This window comes from Aureimonas flava (assembly GCF_003583935.1).
GTDB lineage: Bacteria > Pseudomonadota > Alphaproteobacteria > Rhizobiales > Rhizobiaceae > Aureimonas > Aureimonas flava.
Genome location: NZ_QYRN01000015.1, coordinates 13,532 through 33,775 on the forward strand (window position 1 = coordinate 13,532; position 20,244 = coordinate 33,775).

A 20,244-nucleotide genomic window follows, 5' to 3' on the forward strand; every position below is an offset into this window, starting at 1 on the left:
GAAGAGCGCGGATCGGCCGCTTCATCGGTGAGGTTCCAGGATGCGGCGGGGGCCCGGTAGTCGCTTCGCGGCATACGGTGCGTTGCTGCCGACGCAACGCGGGCTCGGCGGGTTCCCGATCGTCCATCCCGGCTCAGTCTCGGAACGCCGCCATCTCCCGCGCGAGGCACGTTGCGAGCTGTTCCACCGAGGCGGGCAGCCGGCGGTGCGCGCGCACGATGAGATGCGCCGACGCTTCCAGGAGAAGCGGATCGGTCAGTTCGCGTGTCGCCACCGTGCCGTGCGCGACCTCGGTGGACACGGCAAAGCGCGGCAGAAAGGTGACGCCGAGACGGGCGGCGACGAACTGGCGAAGAGCGTCGATCGAGCGCGTTTCGAGAACAGGCGTGAGGGCCATGCCGGCATCGGCGGCCACGCGGCCGACGAGCTGGCGCACGCCGTGTCCGGGCGACAGGAGGGCCGTCGGCTCGCCGAGGCAGTCCGCCAGCGTCAGGTCGGAGCGCCGGAGAAGCGCGTGACCGGGCGGGGCGACGAGGCAGAGCGGCTGGCGCCGGATCGCGAGGGAGCGGATTCGGATGTCGACGAGCGGGTTGTAGGCGATGGCGATATCGGCCTCGCCGTTGGTGATGGCGTCCACCATGCGCTCGGTGCTGCCGAGGGTGAGGGTGTAGCGGATGCCGGGATGGTTGGAGAGCGAGGTTCGTAGTCCATGGTGGATGAAGTCCGAGACGAGACCTTCGGCGCAGATGATCCGCACCCTTGCCCGCTGCAGGCCCCGCAAGCCGTCGAGTTGCTCGGTCAGGAGGCCGTGATCCTCGATCACGCGCTTGCCGTGCTCGCGCACGAGTTCCCCGGCCTCGGTGAGGAGTACGCCCTTGGCGGTGCGCTCGAACAGGGGAAGGCCGAGCGCATGCTCCAGCTCGGCGATCTGGCGGCTGACGACGGAGGGCGCGACATTCAAATGCTCGGCCGCGCGCCGGATGGAGCCGGTGCGCACTACCGTCATGAAATGCTTGAGGCCCTTGGCGTCGATCGTGTGCATGCCGCCCATCCGCCGGGAGAGGCGCGACGCGCGCCGGCTCCCGGCATAGTCTGGCGCACGTTGACGCCCGCCTTCTTAAGCCCGCAGCGAGGCGGCGACCAGCGCGGTCCAGAGGCGGACGCCGTCCGGAATGATCGCGTCGTTGAAGTCGAAGCGCGGCGAATGGAGGCCGGGGTTCTCGCCGTCCTGGCGGCTGCCGAGCCAGAGATAGCAGCCTGGCCGCTCCGCCAGCATGAAGGCGAAGTCCTCGGCCGCCATGCTGGGCGCGGCGTCCACGACCCGCAGGCCTGTCGACCCCGCCGCATCGCGCGCGAAGGCCGCCGCCGCCGGATCGTTGATCGTCGCAGGATAGCGGCGCCGGTAATCGACGCGCGCCGTGCAGCCCATCGCGCCCGCGACGCCGCCAGCGACGTCCGACACGCGCTGCTCCACGAGATCGCCGACGGCCGGGTCGAACCAGCGGGTCGTGCCGCGTAAGGCTACCGTCTCGGGGATGACGTTGTAGGCGTCGCCGCCATGGATCTGCGTGACCGAGACGACGGCCGCTTCCAACGGCGAGACGTTGCGGCTCGCGATCGTCTGGAGTGCGGACACGACCTGCGCCGCCGCCGCGACGGGATCGGCCCCCTCGTGCGGCATGGCGCCGTGCGAGCCGCGCCCCGAGACGGCGATCTCGAAGGTGGCGAAGGCGGCCATCATCGCCCCTTCGCGCGCGACGACGCAGCCCGTCTCGAGCGCCGGCCAGTTGTGGAGACCGAAGACGCGGTCCGCCGGGCAGTCGCGGAACAGACCGCCCCGCACCATCTCCAGCGCGCCGCCCTCGACCTCCTCGGCGGGCTGGAACACGAAATGCACGGTGCCGTCGAGACCGGTCATGCGGCTCGACGTGCGCGCGGCTGCGAGCGCCACCGCGACATGGCCGTCATGCCCGCAGGCATGCATGACGCCCGGCACCGTCGAGGCGTAAGAGGCGCCGGTTTCCTCGACGATGGGCAGGGCGTCCATGTCGGCGCGGATCGCGATCGCGCGCCGCGAGGTGCCGCGCGACAGGGTGCCGACGACGCCCGTGCGCCCGATGCCGGTGCGCACCTCGAAGCCCCATTCGGCCAGTCGCTCCGCGACGAAGTCGGCCGTCGCGTGCTCTTCGTAGGCGAGCTCGGGCTTGGCATGCAGCATCCGCCGCCACGCCACCGCCTGTTCCATCTCCGACGAGGGCAGTTCCAGGGTCGCCAAGGCCGGCCTCCTTCCCGCGCGTTCGTTCACTGGCCGAGGCGCAGCGTGAGGTCCGCGATGACCACCGAGCCGAGATAGGTGCCGAGCATGACGCAGACCGCGACGATGACGATCTTCCAGCCCGAGCGGCGGGCGATGGCGAACTCGTTCGCCGTCAGCGCAAGGCCGGCATAGGCGAGGGCGGGGGTCGCCAGCGCCAGGAAATTGAGCTTGCCGACGGCGTCCGTCACGAAGGCCGAGCCGGGCACGCCGGGAATGGTGACGACGATCGCGACCAACGAGATCCACGCGACGCTCGGCAGGTAGAAGGGGATGAAGCGCGCCATCGCGAGCCCGACGACGCAGACCGCGAAGAGGACCGCCATGCCGGGCAGGGCCTCCAGCGGGGAGGTGCCCGTGCCGATCCAGTTGGCGAAGAGGCCAAGGGCGCAGGCGATGACGAGAAGGGCGCAATGTCTGGCGACGTCGATCCGGCGCTCGTCCTCCTGCTGGAGAAGGTCGGCGGCGGCGTCGGCGATGGGATTGGTTTGGGTCATGGGTCCGATCCTTCGCGAGGGGTCAGTTCGAGGCGCCGGCGAACTCGGCGGGGCGCGCCCGGCGATAGAGCCACTCGGTGAGGGGAAGCGCGATGAAGAGGCCGACATAGAGGCCCGTCGCGTAGGTCAGGATGTTGCTGGCGGCGGCGAGCGCCAGGATCGTGTCCCCCTGTTCGGGCAGCGCCGCGACGAGCCCGCCCGTGCAGGCCGCCAGCATCGAGCCCGAGCCGACGCCGCAGGACATGGCGAGCGCGCGCACGTCGAAGACGTCGAGGGCTAGGATCAGCGGCGGCATGATGGCGAAGACGAAGGTGCCGATCAGCGTGCCCACGGCATAGACGCCCATCGCGCCCGCTCCCTCGGGGCTGTTCAGTCCATACTTGTCGGCGATGAGCGCGAGGTTCGGCTCACGATCGATCGAGAAGGTGGCGCCGATCGCCTCCCGGCCCATGCGAAGCAGGAAGACCGCGATGGGGAAGGCGAGTGCGATCGTGCCGAGATTGCCGAGTTCCTGGATCACTAGGGCTGGACCGGCTTCGATGATCTTGTCGATCTGCGGCCCGACCGTGGTGCCGAACTTGGCGATGAAGGGCATGATCGCGATGGTGATCATCGTGCTGGCGAGCTTCACGGAGACCGGCGGCAGGAGCTTGCGCGTGGCGGGCAGGATCGCCGGGTTGAGTGCGATGCCGACGGCGAAGGCGTAAAGGATCGGCAGGAGGATGACGGTCCCCACACCGATCGGAATGCGGATGATACCGACCAGTTCCGCGACGGCGACGATGCCGAGCACGAGGAGATGGAGGGGGATGAACTTCGCCATGCCAGGTCTGGTCATCGACATGCTGCCTCCGATTGCCAAAGACCGCGGTGCACAAATTGGCGGCTTTTCTGGCTTGGCTGAATTTTCAGGCAGCGTCGGCGAGTTGACCCGCTCGTAGTAGGGGCCACGGCGGCAACGAAGTGTTGCGAGTGGTGCAACGCTTGGATCCGCCGGACGCGATGGTGCCGGAGGAGCTTTCGCGTTCACGGGTTCCACGCAATGGCCTGATTCGCTTGGATCAGGTGCGACGGAGGATGTCTCGACGGACGCCCGAAGATCGGTTCCCGTTGGAATGCTTCGGGGACGGCACGCTTCAAATCAACAGGTTCTGATCCTATGGCTGGGCTCAGCGTGTAGGCTGCGACCGGGGACCTGATCCGCCAGGAGCGCAACGGCAACGTGATGAAGGGCTTTAGGGGCGTTCCCGCAGCCGCAGGCACGAGCGCATGACGCGGGTTATGACGAACCTGCGGTGGAGTGCCGGTCCGGTGACCTTCCGGCCGACTGACCGCGCCTGAAGCGCGATGCCGGGCGGTTACGCACGGGGTGGGCCGGCAAGCCGGGTGGGCCGCAGGCAGGTGTCGCTCAGGACGGCGCTCGCCTTGCGTCCTCCGGCGGGTGGTGGGGTGCCTTAGAGAACTGACATACCGGTTGCGGGCGGCCCATCAGGTATCCTTGCGCCATGCCGACGCCGGCCGAGCGCACGAACGCCAGATGGTCGTCCGTTTCCACGCCCTCCACCACGACGCGCAGGTCGCGGTTGCGCAGAAGCTGCAGGACATCCTGCAGGAAAAGCTGCCCGTCGTCGGTGTCGATGCGGTGGAGGAAGCAGCGGTCCACCTTCACGACGTCGAACGTGATCATCTGGAGCCACTGCAGCCCGGCATAGCCGGTGCCGAAATCGTCGAGCCAGATCTGCACGCCGAGGGCCTTCAGGCTCCGGATGACATCCAGGATGTGGGCGTCGAGGGAGATGTCGATGCCTTCGGTGATCTCCAGCGCCAGCGAGGAGGGGTGCAGCCGGAGCTCTCCCAGCAGCCGCGCGACATACATCGGGAAGCCGGGCGCCCGAAGCTGCACCGCGGAAACGTTGACCGAGACGCGTTCGGCGACTCCCCCGACCAGGATGTCCGTGCAGGCCCGGCGCAGTGCCCAGCGGCCGAGCTCGCCGATCAGCCCCGTGCGTTCCGCCACGGGGATGAACGCGGCCGGGCTGATGGGCGCCCCGTCGTCGTCGCGAAGGCGCATCAGCGTCTCCACGGCGCACAGGCGGCCGGTGTCGGTGGCGACGATCGGTTGGTAGACCAGCGATACCAGATCGTCCGCCAGCGCGCGGGCGAGAAGCTCGGCGATACCGTGGTCGGGATGCCAGCTTTCCGGGGCGTCGGGATCGAAATGGTGGGACCGGTTCCGCCCGTCCGCCTTCGCGAGGTACAGGGCCCGGTCGGCCTCGCTGCTGACGCGCTCCAACTCGGGGCTCGTGCCGACGCGCGTCATGCTCGCGCCGATGCTGACCGTCACGATGCCCATTCCGTCCGAGCGTTCGGCGTGCTGAACCTCGAGGGCCTCCACGGCCTCGCGCATGGCCTCGGCGAAGCCGAGGAGCGCCTGCGCGTCGTCGACATGGCAGAAGGCGATGAACTCCTCGCCGCCGTAGCGCCCGACGATCGCGTCGTGCGCATCGGCCGCAAGCTTCAGGGCATGAGCGACACCGACCAGGCAGTTGTCGCCGGCCTGGTGGCCGTACCGGTCGTTGAAGGCCTTGAAGTGGTCGACGTCGATCAGGAGGACGCCGATCGGCCGGCGGTCCTTGTTCCAGCGTTCGCGATATTGGGCATATTCGCACACGACGGCGCGGCGGTTGCGCAGCCCCGTCAGGTGATCCGTGTTGGCGATGCGCGCCAGTTGCCGTCCCTTGTCGCGCGCAGCCTTCTCGTTGATCCGGGCTCGGGTCTCGTTCAGGAACGTCGCGTATCGCTCGAAGGTCAGTTGCCAGGAGAGGTAGAGGGCGAACCAGAGGAAGACCAGGAAGTAGGCATTCAGGACGAGCTTGGTGTCGAACGACACGCCGGTCGCAGCGACCACCGCGCAGAGCAGGGCGGTGATGGCGGACGAGCACCCGGCGCTCACGGCGAAGCGGAACCGGAAGAAAAGGCTCGAACTGACCACGAAGACCGTGCCGAACACGAGGAACAGCGCGAACGTGTCCTGATGGATCGTGGATCTCGCCACGAGGGCCCAGGCCGCCGCCGCCGCGAACAGGCCGACCGCACAGGTCAGGTTGATGAGGTGAACGGCGACGTGGCGCGTCACCTGCCACTCCACGATGGCCAGGATCGTCAGGCCCAGGACGATTCGCGTGGTCGCGCTGATGTGGCCGACGTCGGCGAAGAGCCAAAGATCGAACAGACCGAAGGAGATGAAGCAGGCGACGGCTGCGCGCACGCCCTCCCGTAGCGATCGGCGATCGGCGGGATCGGTCTGCTTCTCGAAAAGGCCGCGCAGCAAAGGGTCGAAGCCGCGCCAACGCGGCCGCGTCAGCGCGCGCTCAATGCGTCCCGCAAGATCATCGCCGCCCGCGATCGATGCATTGTTTCCCATTTACGCCGTGCCCGGATCCCATTCGGTATCGAAGCGTCCCGCTCGCGCGAAGCAGTCGACGGCCTCGGCGCGCGAGCGCCAGGCCATAGTACATGGGGGCGGTTACCGACTTGCAAAAGCTGCTTCTGGATAAACCCCGTCCAGCCGAAATAACTGGTTAATGAAGCGTATAAAATTTGCCACGATAGCTCAAAAACCATCGGCACTTCTTTCAACGAATCAGGCAGGCAGGACCGAAATGGCATTTGAAATCGATGGACAGAGCCTCATCACCGGCAATCTCGTGCGATCTTCGAGATCCGACGCGCCCCCGATCGAAAAGACCTCGGGGCGTGAGTCGGCGGCGAGCGAGGTGCTTCCGATCCTGACGATCGCCGAAGGCGCCTTCGTCAGCGGCGCGGATCCGAGCGGCATCGTGGAGCGGTTGGCAGGCCGTCTCCACGAACTGCGCAGGGCATCGTCGCAGGACGTCTGGGACGAGGTCGTGGAGCTCGCCCAGCAACATTCCGTCCGGCGTTTCCTGATGCAGGACCCGCTGACGAACTGGTCGGCCACCAAGCCGCGCGGCTATTCCGGCGACGCCGGCCTTCTCGACATCTACTACAAGCACCCGAGCATGGAGGCGCTCGTGGCGGAGTCCTCGCCCCTCGGGCGGGCGATCTACGACTACACGTCCGAGGTCCCCGCCTGCGAGGCGGGGCGCGAGCGGTGCCGTATCCTGGCGCGCACCGTGGACGAGACGGCGCAGCGCGTGGGCACGGGCGCCGAGATCTTCGCGGTTGCGGCGGGCCATCTGCGCGAGGCTGCGATCTGCGAAAGCCTCGCGGCGCAACGGATCGATCGCTGGGTTGCCCTCGACCAGGACCCCATCAGCGTCGGCATCATGACGACCGAATATCCCGGAGGCGTCGTCCAGCCCATGAACGGCTCGGTGCTCGGGCTGCTGCGCCGCTCGTATCAGCTGGGGTCGTTCGACCTCGTCTACGCATCGGGTCTCTACGACTACCTGCAGGACAAGACCGCGATCAAGCTGCTCCAGCGCCTGGTCGAGTTCGTCCGTCCGGGTGGGACGTTGCTGTTCGCCAACTTCAGCGACGAGATCGTGTCGGACGGCTACATGGAGACCTTCATGGACTGGCCGCTGATCCTGCGTTCCGATGCCGACATGTGGCGCGTCATCAACGCCAGCATCGACCGCAACATGTTCGACGCCAGCGTCTGGTACGGCGCCAATCGCAACATCGTCTACGGGACGCTGCGCCGCCGCTGACGGGCAAGGTCTTCGTTTCGCGCGAGACGAAGGCGGGCACCCCTCGCGATCCTCTTCCGTCCACCGGTGGAGGAGGCAGGGGCGCCCGCCTTCGGCATCTCGGAGACGCTGCGCGCCGCTCGGGCGCGGCTCGCGCCTTTGCGACCCGGGGCGACGAAAGCGTCGGTGCTTCCCGTCGCACCGCGTCGACCGGCGACCGCCTCGCCGCCTTCTCTCGACGGATTGAAGCTTCGGTCCTCGTTTCCGGTTGACCGCCGACTAACATGTCAGTACGTAATCGGTGGTGGAGGATCGGTCATGTGGAATGTTTCGTTCGGTTTGTCGGCAGCCCTGACGACGCCATTCGATGAGGGCGGCGGGTGCGCGCCCGAAATCGCCGTCCGTCACGCGCAGCGTTGCCTGCGCGACGGATGCGGCAGCGTGACGCTGTTCGGCACGACGGGCGAGGGCGCGTCGGTGGCGGCGGGCGAACGGACCGCGATGCTCGAGGCGTTCCGGGCCGCCGGGATCGACGGCGAGCGCCTGGTCGCCTGCGTCATGGCCAATGCCCAGGGCGACGCGGTGGTCCAGGCCGCCGAGATCCTTGGCGGCGGCGCCAAGGGGGTGCTCCTGGCGCCTCCTTCGTATTTCAAAAATCTCAGCGAGGAGGGGCTCCTCCGCTGGTTCTGCGAGGTCATCCAGGCGCTCGGCGCCGAGGCGCGCGGGATCATCCTCTACAACATCCCCTCGGTCACGGCGGTGGAGCTTCCCGTGTCGCTGATCGGGGCCCTGCGCTCGGCCTTTCCGGGGGCGATCGCGGGGGTCAAGGATTCCTCCGGCGACTGGTCCTATACGGAGCGTCTCCTGGCCGCGCACCGGGATCTCGCGATCCTGATCGGCGACGAGCGCAGCCTTGCGGCGGGTATCCGCCTGGGCGCGCAAGGGGCGATCTCCGGCATGGCGAACGTCCTGCCGCAGCGGCTGGCGACGCTGGTGCGCACGGGCCGCGACGATCCCGCGCTCGGCGATCTCGTGAGAGCGGTGCTTCGCCATCCGGTGACGCCGGCCGTCAAGGCCCTCGTGGCGCACCGGACGGGTGACGAGGGATGGATCCGCGTGCGCGCCCCGCTGGTGCCGACGCCCGCCGACGCCCGCATCGAGCTGGGCACGCTCCTGGACGGCCTGTCCCCGGCGGCCGCGGCGGCCTGACGCGCATGGACGAGATCGCCGACGATACGATCCGGGCGAAGGGGAGCGACACGCTCAAGCTCCGCGAGCTCGCCTACGAGAGCATCATCGAGAAGCTGATCTCGCACGATTTCATGCCCGGCGAGTTCGTCACGCAGCGCCAGCTCGTTCAGCGCACCGGCCAGCCGCTCGGCGCCATCCGCGAGATCATTCCCCGGCTGGAGTCGGAGGGCCTGCTGCGCACCGTGCCGCAGCGCGGCATCCAGATCGCGCACGTGGACCTGAACCTCATCCGCGAGGCTTTCCAGTTCCGCCTGTTCCTGGAGAAGGAAGCCGTCGCGATCTTCGCGCGCTCCGCCTCCGACCAGACGCTGGCCATGCTGCGCCGGGAGCACGAGGAAATGCTCGCCCTGGCGCTCGCCCGACCCCTGACGCCGGCGGAGGAGGCCGCGGCCCAGGCGATCGACTGGCGCCTGCACGACATGTTCATCGACGCGCTCGGCAACTCGATCGTGTCGATGGCCTACCGCGTCAACTCGGTGAAGCTCAGGCTGATCCGCTCCGAACGCTACCGGATCGACGGACGCGTCGTCCCGGTCATGCGCGAGCATCTGAGCGTGATCGAGGCCATCGAGAGCCGGGACCCGGCTCGCGCCAGCGAGGCGGTCGGCGCCCATATCGACAATGCCAGGAGGCTGGCGCTCACGGTTTGAAGCCACGGCCGGACAAGACGGCGTTGGAGGACGCCCCGGCCCATCTCGGGAGGATGCCCATCATGACGCACGACACGCTCCGTCTTTCGCGCCGCCGCTTCCTGGCGGGCACCGCGGCCCTCGGCGCGCTGGCGCTGGCCGGCGTCCGGCCGTCGCTGGCGGCCGGCGTCGACTGGAAGAAGTACGCCGGCACGGAGATCGAGGTGAACCTCATCAAGTCGCCGCGCGGCGAGCTCCTGCGCAAGCACCAGACGGAGTTCGAGGAACTCACCGGCATCAAGGTCAATTCGGAGATGACGCCCGAGCAGCAGCAGCGCCAGAAGGCGGTGATCGAGCTGACCTCCGGCCGCCCGAGCTTCGACGTCGTGCACATCAGCTTCCACGTCCAGAAGCGCCAGTTCGAGAAGGGCGGGTGGCTCGCCGACCTGTCGGGCTTCATGAAGGATCCGACGCTCACCGACGCGGCGCTCACCGAAGACGACTTCGCGCAGGCCGGCATGCAGTACGCGAAGGATGCGGGCGGCGCCCTGCGCGCCCTGCCGTTCTCGGTCGACTACTGGATCATCTACTGGAACAAGGACCTCTTCGCGGCCAAGAACCTCGAATATCCCGAGACCTTCGACGCGATGGTCGCGGCCGCCAAGGCGCTCAAGGACAACGACGCCGGCACGTCCGGCTTCGTCGCCCGCGGCATGAAGAACGCCAACACCCCGGTCTGGACGGCCCTGATGCTCGGCTACGACCAGAAGGCGGTGGGCGACGACGGCCAGCTCAACACCGACAACGCCGATGCGGTCGCGGCCGCCACGACCTATCAGGAACTGATGACCGAGACGGCACCGCGCGGCGTCACCGGCTTCAACTGGTCGGAGTGCCAGTCGGCCTTCCTCCAGGGCAAGGTCGGCATGTGGCTCGACGGGATCGGCTTCGCCGCGCCGCTCGAGAACCCGGAGCTTTCGCGCGTCGTCGGCAAGGTCGGCTACGGCGTGATGCCGGCCGGCCCGAAGACCCGTGCCGCGCCCACGTTCGGCGACGGGCTCGGCGTCGCCGAAGCCTCCCAGAAGAAGGAGGCGGCCTATCTCTACTGCCAGTGGGCGATCTCGAAGGAGATGGGCGCACGTCTCTTCCAGACCGGCGCCGGCGTGCCCTTCCGCAACTCGATCGTCAACGATCCGGATGTGCTCGCCGGCGTGACCATGCCGAAGGACTGGGCGACCGCCGTGTCGGAGTCCGCCAGGATCAGCCAGATCGCGCTGCCGGTGATCGTCCCGGTCACCGAGTTCCGCGACGTGTACGGCGTCGCCCTCACCAATCTTCTGGGGGGCGCCGATCCGGCGTCAGAGCTGAAGACCGCGACGGAGCAGTTCAAGCCGATCCTGGAGCGCAGCGAGGCCTGATGAGCGTCCTGACCTCCCAGGCCGGCGAGACCGTGGCGGCGCGTGCCGCCACGAGGGGGCGGGGGCGGCTGCGCCCGAGCTACTGGCCCTTCGTCATTCCCGCGCTCGCGGTCGTGGTGGCGGTGATCGTCTTCCCCTGGGCGTTCACGCTCTGGATGAGCGTCAACGCCTGGCGGCTCGGCGGCGAGGTCTCGTTCGTCGGCTGGGAGAACTACGCGCGTCTGGCGACCGACGCGCGGTTCTGGGAATCGATGGGCCACGCGCTCGTCTACACGATCCTCTCGGTGATCGCGCCGTTGATCCTGGGAACCATCGCCGCCGTCCTGTTCGATTCCCGGATGCCGATGAAGGGCGTCCTGCGCGCGATCTTCGTGATGCCCATGATGGCGACGCCGGTCGCCATCGCGCTGGTCTGGACGATGATGTTCAACCCCTCGCTCGGGGTCCTCAACTACCTCCTGTCGCTGGTCGGCCTGCCGGAGCAGTCGTGGATCTACGACCAGTCCACGGTGATCCCCTCGCTGGTCCTCGTGGAAACCTGGCAGTGGACGCCTCTGGTGATGCTGATCGTGCTCGGCGGCCTCGCCTCGCTGCCTCGCGAGCCCTACGAGGGGGCCGAGATCGACGGAGCGAACGGCTGGCAGAAGTTCCGCTACATCACCCTGCCGCTGATCGCGCCCTTCATGATGGTGGCGGTGATCATCCGCTCCATCGACGCTCTGAAGAGCTTCGACATCATCTACGCGATGACGCAGGGCGGACCCGGCACGGCGTCCGAGACGATCAACATCTACCTCTACAACGTCGCCTTCTCTTACTACGACATCGGCTACGGATCGGCGATCGCCGTGGTCTTCTTCGTGGTCATCGTCGCCATGTCGCTCGTCATGCTGCACCTGAAGCAGCGGGCGAAGTGGAACGGCTGAGAGGATCCGACCCATGACGCTCCGCCGCTTCCTCGACCGCGCCGGCCTCCTGTTCCTCGGCCTCGTCTTCGTGTCGCCGGCCGTCTTCTTCTTCGTCTGGATGCTGTCGCTGTCGCTCAAGTTCGAGATCGACAACGGCGCCTATCCGCCGATCCTCGTCCCCGAGCGCATCGCGTGGGTGAACTACACGCGCATCTTCGCCGAGAACGACTTCCTCCTCTACTTCTGGAACTCGATCCTGGTGACCGGCACGGCGACGCTTCTCGCGCTCCTGGTCGGCGTTCCCGCCGGCTACGGCATCGCCCGGCTAAAGGCCGACAAGGCCGCCATCGTCATCATGATCGCGCGCATGACGCCGGGACTGTCCTTCCTGATCCCGCTCTTCCTCCTGTTCCAGACGATCGGCCTTCTCGGCACGCTCTGGCCGCAGATCGTGATCCATCTCGTGGTCACCGTGCCGATCGTGATCTGGGTGATGATCGGCTATTTCGAGACGACGCCGCTGGAGCTCGAGGAGGCTGCCGTCATCGACGGCGCTACCGGCTGGCAGGTCTTCTCCAAGGTGGCGCTGCCGATCGCCCGGCCGGGCATCGTGGTCTCGCTGATCCTCGCGGTCATCTTCTCCTGGAACAACTTCGTCTTCGGCATCGTGCTGGCCAGCCGCGAGACGCGCACGCTGCCCGTCGCCGTCTACAACATGCTGTCCTTCGAGCAGGTGAGCTGGGGGCCGCTGGCCGCCGCCGCGCTCGTGGTGACCTTTCCGGTCCTCGTCCTGACGATCCTCGCCCAGCGCCAGATCGTCGCCGGACTCACGGCCGGCGCCGTCAAGTAGGAAGCCGCCCATGGCCCCCGTCACCATCCGCAACGTGAAGAAGAGCTACGGAGCCGTCGCCACGATCCACGGCGTGTCCATCGACATCGCCGACGGCGAGTTCGTGGTGCTGGTGGGGCCGTCGGGCTGCGGCAAGTCCACGCTTCTGCGCATGCTCGCCGGGCTCGAGGAGATTTCGGACGGCGAGATCCTGATCGGCGGGCGGGTGGTCAACGACCTGCCGGCCAAGGAGCGGGACATCGCCATGGTGTTCCAGAACTACGCGCTCTATCCGCACATGTCGGTGGCCGACAACATGGGCTTCGCGCTGAAGCTGAAGAACGCGGCAAAGGGCGAGATCGAGCGCCGGGTGCGGCCGGCGGCCGAGATCCTCGCCCTGTCGCACCTGCTCGACCGCTTCCCGCGCCAGCTCTCGGGCGGTCAGCGCCAGCGCGTCGCCATGGGCCGGGCGATCGTGCGCGATCCCCAGGTGTTCCTGTTCGACGAGCCCCTGTCCAACCTCGACGCCAAGCTGCGCGTCTCGATGCGCACGGAGATCAAGAACCTCCACCAGCGCCTCGGCACCACGATCGTCTACGTCACGCACGACCAGATCGAAGCCATGACCATGGCCGACAAGATCGTGGTGATGCGCGAGGGGCGCGTCGAGCAGGTCGGTGCGCCGCTGGAGCTCTACGATCGCCCGGCCAACACGTTCGTGGCCGGTTTCATCGGGTCCCCCGCGATGAGCTTCATCGGCGGCTGGGTCGACGCCGACCGGTTCGTCACCGCGGACGGCCACCGGTTCCCGCTTCCCGCGGGCGTCGAGCCCGGCGGGGCGGGCGAGGCGACCTACGGCGTTCGTCCCGAGCACGTGCGCATCGACGCCAAGGGCGTGCCGATCCGGATCGAGGTCGTGGAGCCGACGGGATCGGAGGTGATGGTCGCGGCCCGGCTCGGCGACCAGCCGATCTCCTGCCTGTTCCGGGAGCGCCTCGCGCTGCGGCCCGGCGAGACCATCCCGGTGCGGTTCGACCCGGCTGCCATCCATCTGTTCGATGGCGCGAACGGCAGCCGGATCGAGACCGCGCGCTAGGCGCCACGGCCGCTTCGTTCCCCGTGGCCCGAACCGGGACGGAGCGCGGGCGTCAGTCCGGGATGCGGACGGTCAGTTCGAGTTCGGCCTGGAGGCCGGGTCCGGCCAGTGCCGCGACGCCGATCCCGGTCAGCGACGGCTGCGCGCCGTCGAAGATGTCGCGCAACGGGCCCATCAGCCGGCCGAGCCGCTCCTGCGTCAGGTCGGTGACGTAGAAGCGAGCGGCGACGACGTCGTGCGGCGTGGCGCCGATTGCCTCCAGCGTGTGCCGGACGTTGCGGCCGATGACGCGGATCTGCTCCACCAGATCGTCCGGGACGCTCCCGCCCTCGGTGGTCCAGGCAACCTGGCCGGAGATGTGCGCGATGCGTCCGGGTTCGGCGATCGAGATGTGGGAGAAGCCCTGCGCACCGAAGTCGGTGAGCGTCGGCGGGTTGAGGCGGGTGATGGCGGTCATCGCGGTTCCTGTCCGGTTCTGAGGCGCGAGGGCTTCGAGCGTTGCCGGCTCGAGGGGGTCGGACACCCACCGTCCGACGCCGGATCGCTCACGCCGCGCCTCGCTTCCTGTCTGCAGGACGACACATATGTCCGAGATTGGGGAATGGGGTTCCCCTTTGCGGGGCCCGCCGTGCACCGAGGGGAACGATGGCCGACATTCCGGACCTTGGCGCCATTCAGGCGTTCGTGGCCGTCGCCGACGCGCAGAGCTTCTCGAAGGCGGCGCGCGCCACGGGCCTGTCGCGCTCGGCGCTCGGCAAGGCGCTCGCGCGGCTCGAAGCAAGGCTCGGCACGCGGCTCCTCCACCGCACCACGCGCAAGGTGACGCTGACGGGCGACGGCTCGCTGTACCTCCGCCGCATGCGGGCCATCCTTCTCGACCTCGAGGAGGCGGATGCCGCGATCCGGCACGAGGACGCCAGGCCGCGCGGGGTCCTGCGGCTGTCGCTCCCGGCAGCCTACGGCCGTCTCCGGGTCCTGCCCGTGCTCCAGCGATACCTGCGCGACTGGCCCGAACTGTCGGCCGAGATCGGCTTCACCGATCGGCCGGTGGATCTCGTGGGTGAGGGGGTCGATCTCGTGGTGCGCATGGGCAGCACCGCGACCGGGGCCGACATCGTCGGGCGGACCATCGCGCGCTCGAAGGTCCTGCTCTGTGCGGCCCCCGACTATCTCGCGGCGCGCAGCATGCCGGCCTCCGCCGGCGATCTGGCGGATCACGACCGCCTGCATTTCGGCGGCGGAGGCACGGCCATGCGATGGGCGGTGAAGTCGGCCCAAGGCGGCGAGGCGTCGATCGCCGGCCCCGGACGCGTGCTTCTCGACAGCGCAGAGGCGATCCGCGACATGGCGCTGGCGGGCTTCGGCATCGCCGAGCTGCCGCGCTTCCTCGTGAGCTGCGACCTCGACGCCGGTCGGCTCGTCCCCGTGCTCGCCGGGCTGACGCGCGAGCCCGTGGCGATCTCGGTCCTCTATGCCAACCGTCGCCACCTTCCGGCGCGCGCCCGTCTGTTCATCGATCGCCTCGCCGACGAACTCGGCGACGAGTGACCGGGCGGCGACCGGGCCAGCCGCCCGTATCGCCGCGTCAGGGCCCCGCGACGCCGCGCTGCACGGCGCCGCGCGGATCGTCGGTCACCACCGAGGCGGCGTCGGACCGGGGAGGGGCGGCCTGCGGATCGGCCGTCTTCGGCTCCTCCGCCCGCACCCGCGTCTTCTGCGGGTCGAAATGCGGGAACGCCACGACGCTCGCCGCGATCCGCTTCTGGTGTCCGTCGAGCTTGCCGATCTCGACGCGCGTCCCCGGTTCGGCGACGGAGACGTCGAGGCGCGCGAGCGCGATCGACTTGCCGAGGATCGGCGACTTCACCGCGCTCGTGACGACGCCCACCTGCGCCCGGCCGACATGGACCGGGTCGCCGTGGCCGATCGGCTCGTTGCCGGCGATGTCGAGGCCGACCATGCGGCGATGGGCATGGTCGCGCCGGCGCGCGATCGCCGCGTCGCCGACATAGGGGTCGGGCTTCTCCTTCGGCACGCTGAAGCCGATGCCGGCCTCGAACGGGTCCGTCTCGTCGGAGAAGTCGTAGCCCGCGAAGATCAGGCCCGCCTCGATCCGAACCATGTCGAGCGCGAGCAGACCCATCGGGGTGAGCCCCTCCGGCTCGCCCGCCGCCATGATCGCGTCCCACACGAGCGGCGCGTCGGTCGGATGGCACCAGACCTCGAAGCCGAGCTCGCCCGTGTAGCCCGTGCGCGAGACCACCACCGGGCGCCCGGCGATGCGCCCGACGGTGAAGCGGAACCATTTCAGCTCGGCGATCCGCGGCTGATGCGGCGGCGTGACCATGACCTGTGCCAGGATCGCCCGCGAGCGCGGACCCTGCACCGCGAGATTGTGGAGCTGGTCGCTGGAATTGCGCACGAACGCCTTCAGCCCGTGCTTGGCCGCGAGGTCCCGCAGCCAGGCGCCGGAGAACTCGTCGCCGCAGATCCAGCGGAAGTTGTGCGCGCCCATGCGGAAGATCGTGCCGTCGTCGATCATCCCGCCGTGGTCGTAGCAGAGCGGCGTGTAGACGACCTGGCCGACGGCGAGCTTCTTCACGTTGCGCGGCACGGCGAGCTGCAGGAGGTCTTCCGCGTCCGGCCCCGTGATCTCGAACTTGCGCAGCGCCGACAGGTCGATCACCACCGCGCGCTCGCGGCAGGCCCAGTATTCCTCGATCGGGCCGGCGGCCGAGTAGCAGCTCGCCAGCCAGAAGCCGCGATAGTCCTCGAACTTGCGCGTCAGGGCGGAGGTGCGGGAGTGGAAGCCGGTCTCGCGGCTGAGGCGGGGTTCGGCGTCGGGCGTCATGCGGTGGGCGCTCCCGTTGGGGAAATGGCAGGTGGCGTCGTACACCCGCACGTGGATGTCGGTCGGGACCCAGCCGTTCGCGGGGTCGATGTCGTCGGCGCAGGAGGACGAGGCGCAGACGAGGTCGGTCAGCGCGCGCAGCAGAACGTAGTCGCCGGGCCGCGACCACGGCTCGTCCATGCCGATGCGGCCGTGCGCGTCGACGAACGTGTTGTAGAAGAAGTTGATCGCCGGCCAGCCCTGCCGCTCCGTGACGCCGTATCTCGCCAGGGTGCGGTTGAAGTTCTCGGTGCAGTTGGAATGGCCGGGATAGCCCATGTCCTCGTAGTACTTCGCGGTGCAGGCGAGGAGGAACGTGTCGTGCCGCCCGACCGTGTCCTGAACCACCTCGACGAGGGGCTTCATCCGCTGATCGAAATACTTGGAATGGAGGCCCGGACCGGAGAAGCTCGATCCCATCAGGGTGCGCGTCACGGTCGGGTCGAGATCGTATTCGTGGCCGGCCGCGAGCTCGACGGCGTCGAAGGCGAGGAAGTCGGAGCACTGTCGCCCGTCGACGTCGATGATCTGGATGTACTGGCCGGCCTTCACCTCGTAGGCGGCGGCCGTGGCCGCCGCGATCCGCAGGTCCGCCACCATCTCGGGGGCGAGCGGCGGGGGAATCTCGCCGGTCCGCGGCGCGGCGGGCACGATTTCGACCAGGACGTCGGTCGGCGTGTCCTGTGCGTCGGGGGCCATAGCGCCGCCCGGCGCGGCGACGACGCACAGAAGGTCGGCGGCCGCCTCCAGCGTGCGCGCGGCACCGGCCGGTGCGGTCGCGTCGAACAGGCTCGCCGACAGGACGGAACCGCCGGCGTGGCGGCGAAGGGCCTCGGCGGCCGCCGGCGGCAGCGCGGCGGCGATCTCCTCCGTCCGGCCGGCGACGGCCTCCGGCATCCCCGCCAGCGCGTCCTCGGGCCCCAGCGCGTGGATGTCGACGGGCTGGCCGCCTTCCAGGTTGCGGAGCGTCAGCCGGTCGCCCGCCCGAAGCGCGAAGAGCCGGGCGTCACCGCCGCGCAGGATCGCGGAGGTCGGTCGCATCACCGGCTGGGGAAGCGCCTCGGCGCCTCGCTCGCCCATCCAGACATTCATGCGGCGGGTCCTTTCCCTGGAAACGCGGGTGGTACGGCGCGTTTATGGCCGGGGTCGGGCGGACGGCGGGAAGCCGTCCTCCGTTCTGCCGGCCCTTTCGCTACTCGGCCGCTTCCCTGACGCGCAGGAAGGCTTCCAGCGAATCGTCCATCGCGTCCATCCAGGGCGTGTGATGGACCGGCGCCATGTTGCCCGTGATCGTCGAGCGGTAGGAACGGTCGCGATAGGTGAGGATGCCCTCCGCCTTGTGGTGCTCCCATTCCTTGAAGAGCCCGGCCACCTTGTCGACGTCCAGGAAGGGATAGTCGGTCGGCGCCAGGAGATCGCGCAGGTAGTCGGTCTGGAAGTCGATCATCTCCTCGGCGTCGGCGAGCGCCTCCTCGCGCCGGGTCCAGGCCTCGCTGTCGGCGTGCATCGCGTCCGGCTCGGGCAGCGCGATGCGGCCGAGCACGATGTCGCGCGCGTACCAGGCCTGCGCGTCGAACATGTTGAACGTGTAGAACTGGTCCTGCGCGCCGATGTAGAACAGGCCCGGATTGGGCTCGAACACGATGCCCTTGTAGAGGTTGGGCGGGAAGAGCCGATTGCGCGTCTTCAGCCGGAGCGAGTCCTCCAGGAACGGGTAGTGGTTGAGATAGCCCGTGCACAGGACGATGGCGTCCACCGTCTTGGTGCTGCCGTCCTTGAAGTGCGCCGTGTTGCCCACGAGCTTCTCCAGGAGCGGCTTCTCCTCGAAGCTGTCCGGCCAGTCGAAGCCCATCGGCTTGGTGCGGTAGCTGAAGGTGACCGAGGCCGCGCCGTACTTGTGGCACTGCGTCCCGATGTCCTCGGCCGAGTAGCTGGAGCCGACGAGGAGCACGTGCTTTCCGGCGAACTCGTCCGCCGCGCGGAAGTCGTGGGCGTGCATGACGCGCCCGAGGAAGCTCTCGATGCCCTGGAAGTACGGCACGTTGGGCGTCGAGAAATGGCCGTTGGCGACGAACACGTGGTCGAACGCCTCGGTGACCACCTGGTCGCCGACGAGATCCTTCACCGTGACGGCGAAGCGGTTGGTCTCCGGCTCGAAGGTGACGTTCTTCACCGCATGGTTGAACTTGCAGTAGGCGCGCACGCCGCTCTTCTCGACGCGCCCGGCGATGTAGTCGTGCAGCACGGCGCGCGGCGGATAGGAGGGGATCGGCCGACCGAAATGCTCCTCGAAGGAATAGTCGGCAAATTCCAGGCACTCCTTCGGCCCGTTCGACCACAGGTAGCGGTACATCGAGCCGTGGACGGGTTCGCCGAACTCGTCGAGGCCGGTCCGCCAGGTGTAGTTCCAGAGCCCGCCCCAATTGGCCTGCTTCTCGAAGCAGATGATCTCCGGCACGTCGACCCCGGCGCGGCGCGCCGTCTCGAAGGCACGCAGGACGGCCAGCCCGCTCGGGCCGGCACCGATGACGGCGATCCGCTTTCGCATTCCGATATCTCCCATGAGAATGGCTTGATCCGAGGCTTCCGAACGTCCGGGCTCAGCCCTTGGCCGTCCGCTTCAGCTTCTTCGGATCGTCGAAGGGAAGTTCGTGCGCCACCGCCTTGATCGGGCCGGAGGCGTTGTGGACGACGAGGTCCACGCCGGGCACGGCGCAGTCGACGTCGAGGCGCGCGATGGCCATCGAGGCCTCGGCGAGCGGCGAATACATGCCGCAGGTGGCGACGCCCACCTGCTTGTCGCCGCGATGGACCGGCGCGCCCTCGTCGGCGGGCTCGGTGCCCTCGAGCTTCAAGCCGAAGATCTTGAACCGCTCCCGGCCCTCGAGGCGGTAGTGCTCCTCGGCGCCGCGAAAGCCGGTCTTGCCGGGGCTGACGGTGAAGGTGAGGCCGAGCTCCCAGAGCGTGTCGCCGGGGCCCTCGCCGGCGAACGGGTACTTCTGCGAGTTGTCGTAGGGGTAGAACAAGAGGTAGCTCTCCACCCGCAGCATGTCGAGCGTCGTGAAGCGGCAGGGGATGATGCCCATTCCGGCGCCTTCCTCCAGGATGCGGTCCCAGATCGCGGGGGCGTCCTGGCCCCGGCAGAAGATTTCGTAGCCCCGCTCGCCGGTGTAGCCGGTGCGCGAGATCATCACCGGCAGGCCGAAGAGCTGCGTCTGCATGTGGTGGAAATAGGGAAGGTCGCGGATGCCCGGCACGTGCGGCGCCAGGTAGTCGACGGCGAGCGGCCCCTGGAGCGACAGGTCGTGGAGGTTGTCGTCGAAGCGGATCGACACGTCGCGACCGACCGCGGCGCGCTGCAGCTCCTCGTGGCCGGTTCCCGAGCCGTGGACCACCATCCAGCTGTTGGGGCCGGTGCGGTAGAGGATGCAGTCGTCGGTGAACTTGCCGGCGTCGTTCAGCATGCAGGCATAGGCCGAGCGGCCGGGATAGATCTTCTCGACGTTGCGCGTGGTCGCGAGGTCGAGGATGTGCGAGGCGTGAGCGCCGGTGACGTGGACCTTCTTCAGGCCGGACACGTCCATCAGCCCCGCCTTGGTGCGGATCGCGAGATATTCCGCCTCGGGATCGCCGTCGTAGGACCAGGCCGTCCCCATGCCGCTCCAGTCCTCGAGCTTGGAGCCGAGCGCCCGGTGGCGGTCGGCGAGGGTGGAAAAGCGCCAGGATGCGGTCATCGATC

18 protein-coding genes are annotated in these 20,244 nt (G+C 68.5%); 9 read left to right on the plus strand and 9 right to left on the minus strand.

Annotated features, from left to right (window positions below):
- Window positions 1-133: 133 nt before the first annotated feature.
- The 4 genes from D3218_RS18785 to D3218_RS18800 form a co-directional block, all read right to left on the minus strand.
- A complete protein-coding gene (locus D3218_RS18785; protein WP_119541639.1) occupies window positions 134-1,042 on the minus strand; it encodes a LysR family transcriptional regulator in 909 nt (302 codons plus the stop codon).
- A gap of 75 nt (window positions 1,043-1,117) precedes the next feature.
- Complete coding sequence (locus tag D3218_RS18790) at window positions 1,118-2,266, minus strand: amidohydrolase (protein ID WP_425359319.1); 1,149 nt, start codon at window positions 2,264-2,266, stop codon at window positions 1,118-1,120.
- 35 nt (window positions 2,267-2,301) lie between these two features.
- Entirely contained in the window at window positions 2,302-2,811 is a 510-nt protein-coding gene (locus tag D3218_RS18795; protein ID WP_119541617.1) for a hypothetical protein, read from the minus strand.
- A gap of 22 nt (window positions 2,812-2,833) precedes the next feature.
- Window positions 2,834-3,634, minus strand: coding sequence for a DUF3100 domain-containing protein (locus tag D3218_RS18800; protein WP_245415122.1), 801 nt, complete (start codon window positions 3,632-3,634; stop codon window positions 2,834-2,836).
- Here D3218_RS18800 and D3218_RS20280 point away from each other — a divergent pair.
- A complete protein-coding gene (locus tag D3218_RS20280) occupies window positions 3,621-3,752 on the plus strand; it encodes a hypothetical protein (RefSeq protein WP_280959983.1) in 132 nt (43 codons plus the stop codon). The two genes, D3218_RS18800 and D3218_RS20280, sit on opposite strands and share 14 nt — an antisense overlap.
- A gap of 467 nt (window positions 3,753-4,219) precedes the next feature.
- Here the strand turns inward: D3218_RS20280 and D3218_RS18805 are convergent, their stop codons facing one another.
- The gene (locus D3218_RS18805; RefSeq protein WP_168990600.1) at window positions 4,220-6,079 is read right to left on the minus strand and encodes a putative bifunctional diguanylate cyclase/phosphodiesterase; all 1,860 of its coding nucleotides are present in this window, start codon (window positions 6,077-6,079) and stop codon (window positions 4,220-4,222) included.
- Window positions 6,080-6,473: 394 nt separating this feature from the next.
- Between D3218_RS18805 and D3218_RS18810 the strand changes: the two genes are divergently transcribed.
- The 7 genes from D3218_RS18810 to D3218_RS18840 all read left to right on the plus strand — a co-directional run bounded on the left by D3218_RS18810 (window position 6,474) and on the right by D3218_RS18840 (window position 13,615).
- Entirely contained in the window at window positions 6,474-7,505 is a 1,032-nt protein-coding gene (locus D3218_RS18810) for a class I SAM-dependent methyltransferase (RefSeq protein WP_119541620.1), read from the plus strand.
- Window positions 7,506-7,802: 297 nt separating this feature from the next.
- Window positions 7,803-8,693 (plus strand): dihydrodipicolinate synthase family protein, encoded by an 891-nt coding sequence (locus D3218_RS18815; RefSeq protein WP_119541621.1) that lies wholly within the window; start codon window positions 7,803-7,805, stop codon window positions 8,691-8,693.
- Between the two features lie 5 nt (window positions 8,694-8,698).
- The gene (locus D3218_RS18820) at window positions 8,699-9,385 is read left to right on the plus strand and encodes a GntR family transcriptional regulator (RefSeq protein ID WP_119541622.1); all 687 of its coding nucleotides are present in this window, start codon (window positions 8,699-8,701) and stop codon (window positions 9,383-9,385) included.
- A gap of 62 nt (window positions 9,386-9,447) precedes the next feature.
- Complete coding sequence (locus tag D3218_RS18825; RefSeq protein ID WP_119541641.1) at window positions 9,448-10,782, plus strand: ABC transporter substrate-binding protein; 1,335 nt, start codon at window positions 9,448-9,450, stop codon at window positions 10,780-10,782.
- On the plus strand, window positions 10,782-11,708 hold the full coding sequence (locus tag D3218_RS18830; RefSeq protein WP_119541623.1) for a carbohydrate ABC transporter permease: 927 nt from the start codon (window positions 10,782-10,784) through the stop codon (window positions 11,706-11,708). The genes D3218_RS18825 and D3218_RS18830 overlap by 1 nt, the downstream gene beginning before the upstream one ends.
- A gap of 13 nt (window positions 11,709-11,721) precedes the next feature.
- Window positions 11,722-12,540, plus strand: a complete 819-nt coding sequence (locus D3218_RS18835) for a carbohydrate ABC transporter permease (protein WP_119541624.1) — start codon at window positions 11,722-11,724, stop codon at window positions 12,538-12,540.
- Between the two features lie 10 nt (window positions 12,541-12,550).
- Window positions 12,551-13,615: an ABC transporter ATP-binding protein gene (locus D3218_RS18840; RefSeq protein ID WP_119541625.1), complete on the plus strand. Its 1,065-nt coding sequence runs from the start codon at window positions 12,551-12,553 to the stop codon at window positions 13,613-13,615.
- 52 nt (window positions 13,616-13,667) lie between these two features.
- Here D3218_RS18840 and D3218_RS18845 read toward each other — a convergent pair whose 3' ends face one another.
- A complete protein-coding gene (locus D3218_RS18845) occupies window positions 13,668-14,072 on the minus strand; it encodes a RidA family protein (protein WP_119541626.1) in 405 nt (134 codons plus the stop codon).
- Between the two features lie 188 nt (window positions 14,073-14,260).
- Here D3218_RS18845 and D3218_RS18850 point away from each other — a divergent pair, with 188 nt between their 5' ends.
- Complete coding sequence (locus D3218_RS18850) at window positions 14,261-15,163, plus strand: LysR family transcriptional regulator (protein WP_119541627.1); 903 nt, start codon at window positions 14,261-14,263, stop codon at window positions 15,161-15,163.
- A 37-nt stretch (window positions 15,164-15,200) separates the two neighbouring features.
- On the opposite strand, the gene D3218_RS18855 is transcribed toward D3218_RS18850, so the two are convergent.
- From D3218_RS18855 to D3218_RS18865, 3 genes are all read right to left on the minus strand, one after another.
- Window positions 15,201-17,597 carry a trimethylamine N-oxide demethylase gene (locus D3218_RS18855; RefSeq protein WP_245415123.1) on the minus strand — a complete coding sequence of 799 codons (2,397 nt, stop codon included), beginning with the start codon at window positions 17,595-17,597 and terminating at the stop codon, window positions 15,201-15,203.
- 100 nt (window positions 17,598-17,697) lie between these two features.
- Window positions 17,698-19,053, minus strand: coding sequence for an NAD(P)-binding domain-containing protein (locus D3218_RS18860; protein ID WP_119541628.1), 1,356 nt, complete (start codon window positions 19,051-19,053; stop codon window positions 17,698-17,700).
- A 52-nt stretch (window positions 19,054-19,105) separates the two neighbouring features.
- Complete coding sequence (locus D3218_RS18865; protein ID WP_119541629.1) at window positions 19,106-20,239, minus strand: aminomethyl transferase family protein; 1,134 nt, start codon at window positions 20,237-20,239, stop codon at window positions 19,106-19,108.
- Between the last annotated feature and the right edge of the window lie 5 nt (window positions 20,240-20,244).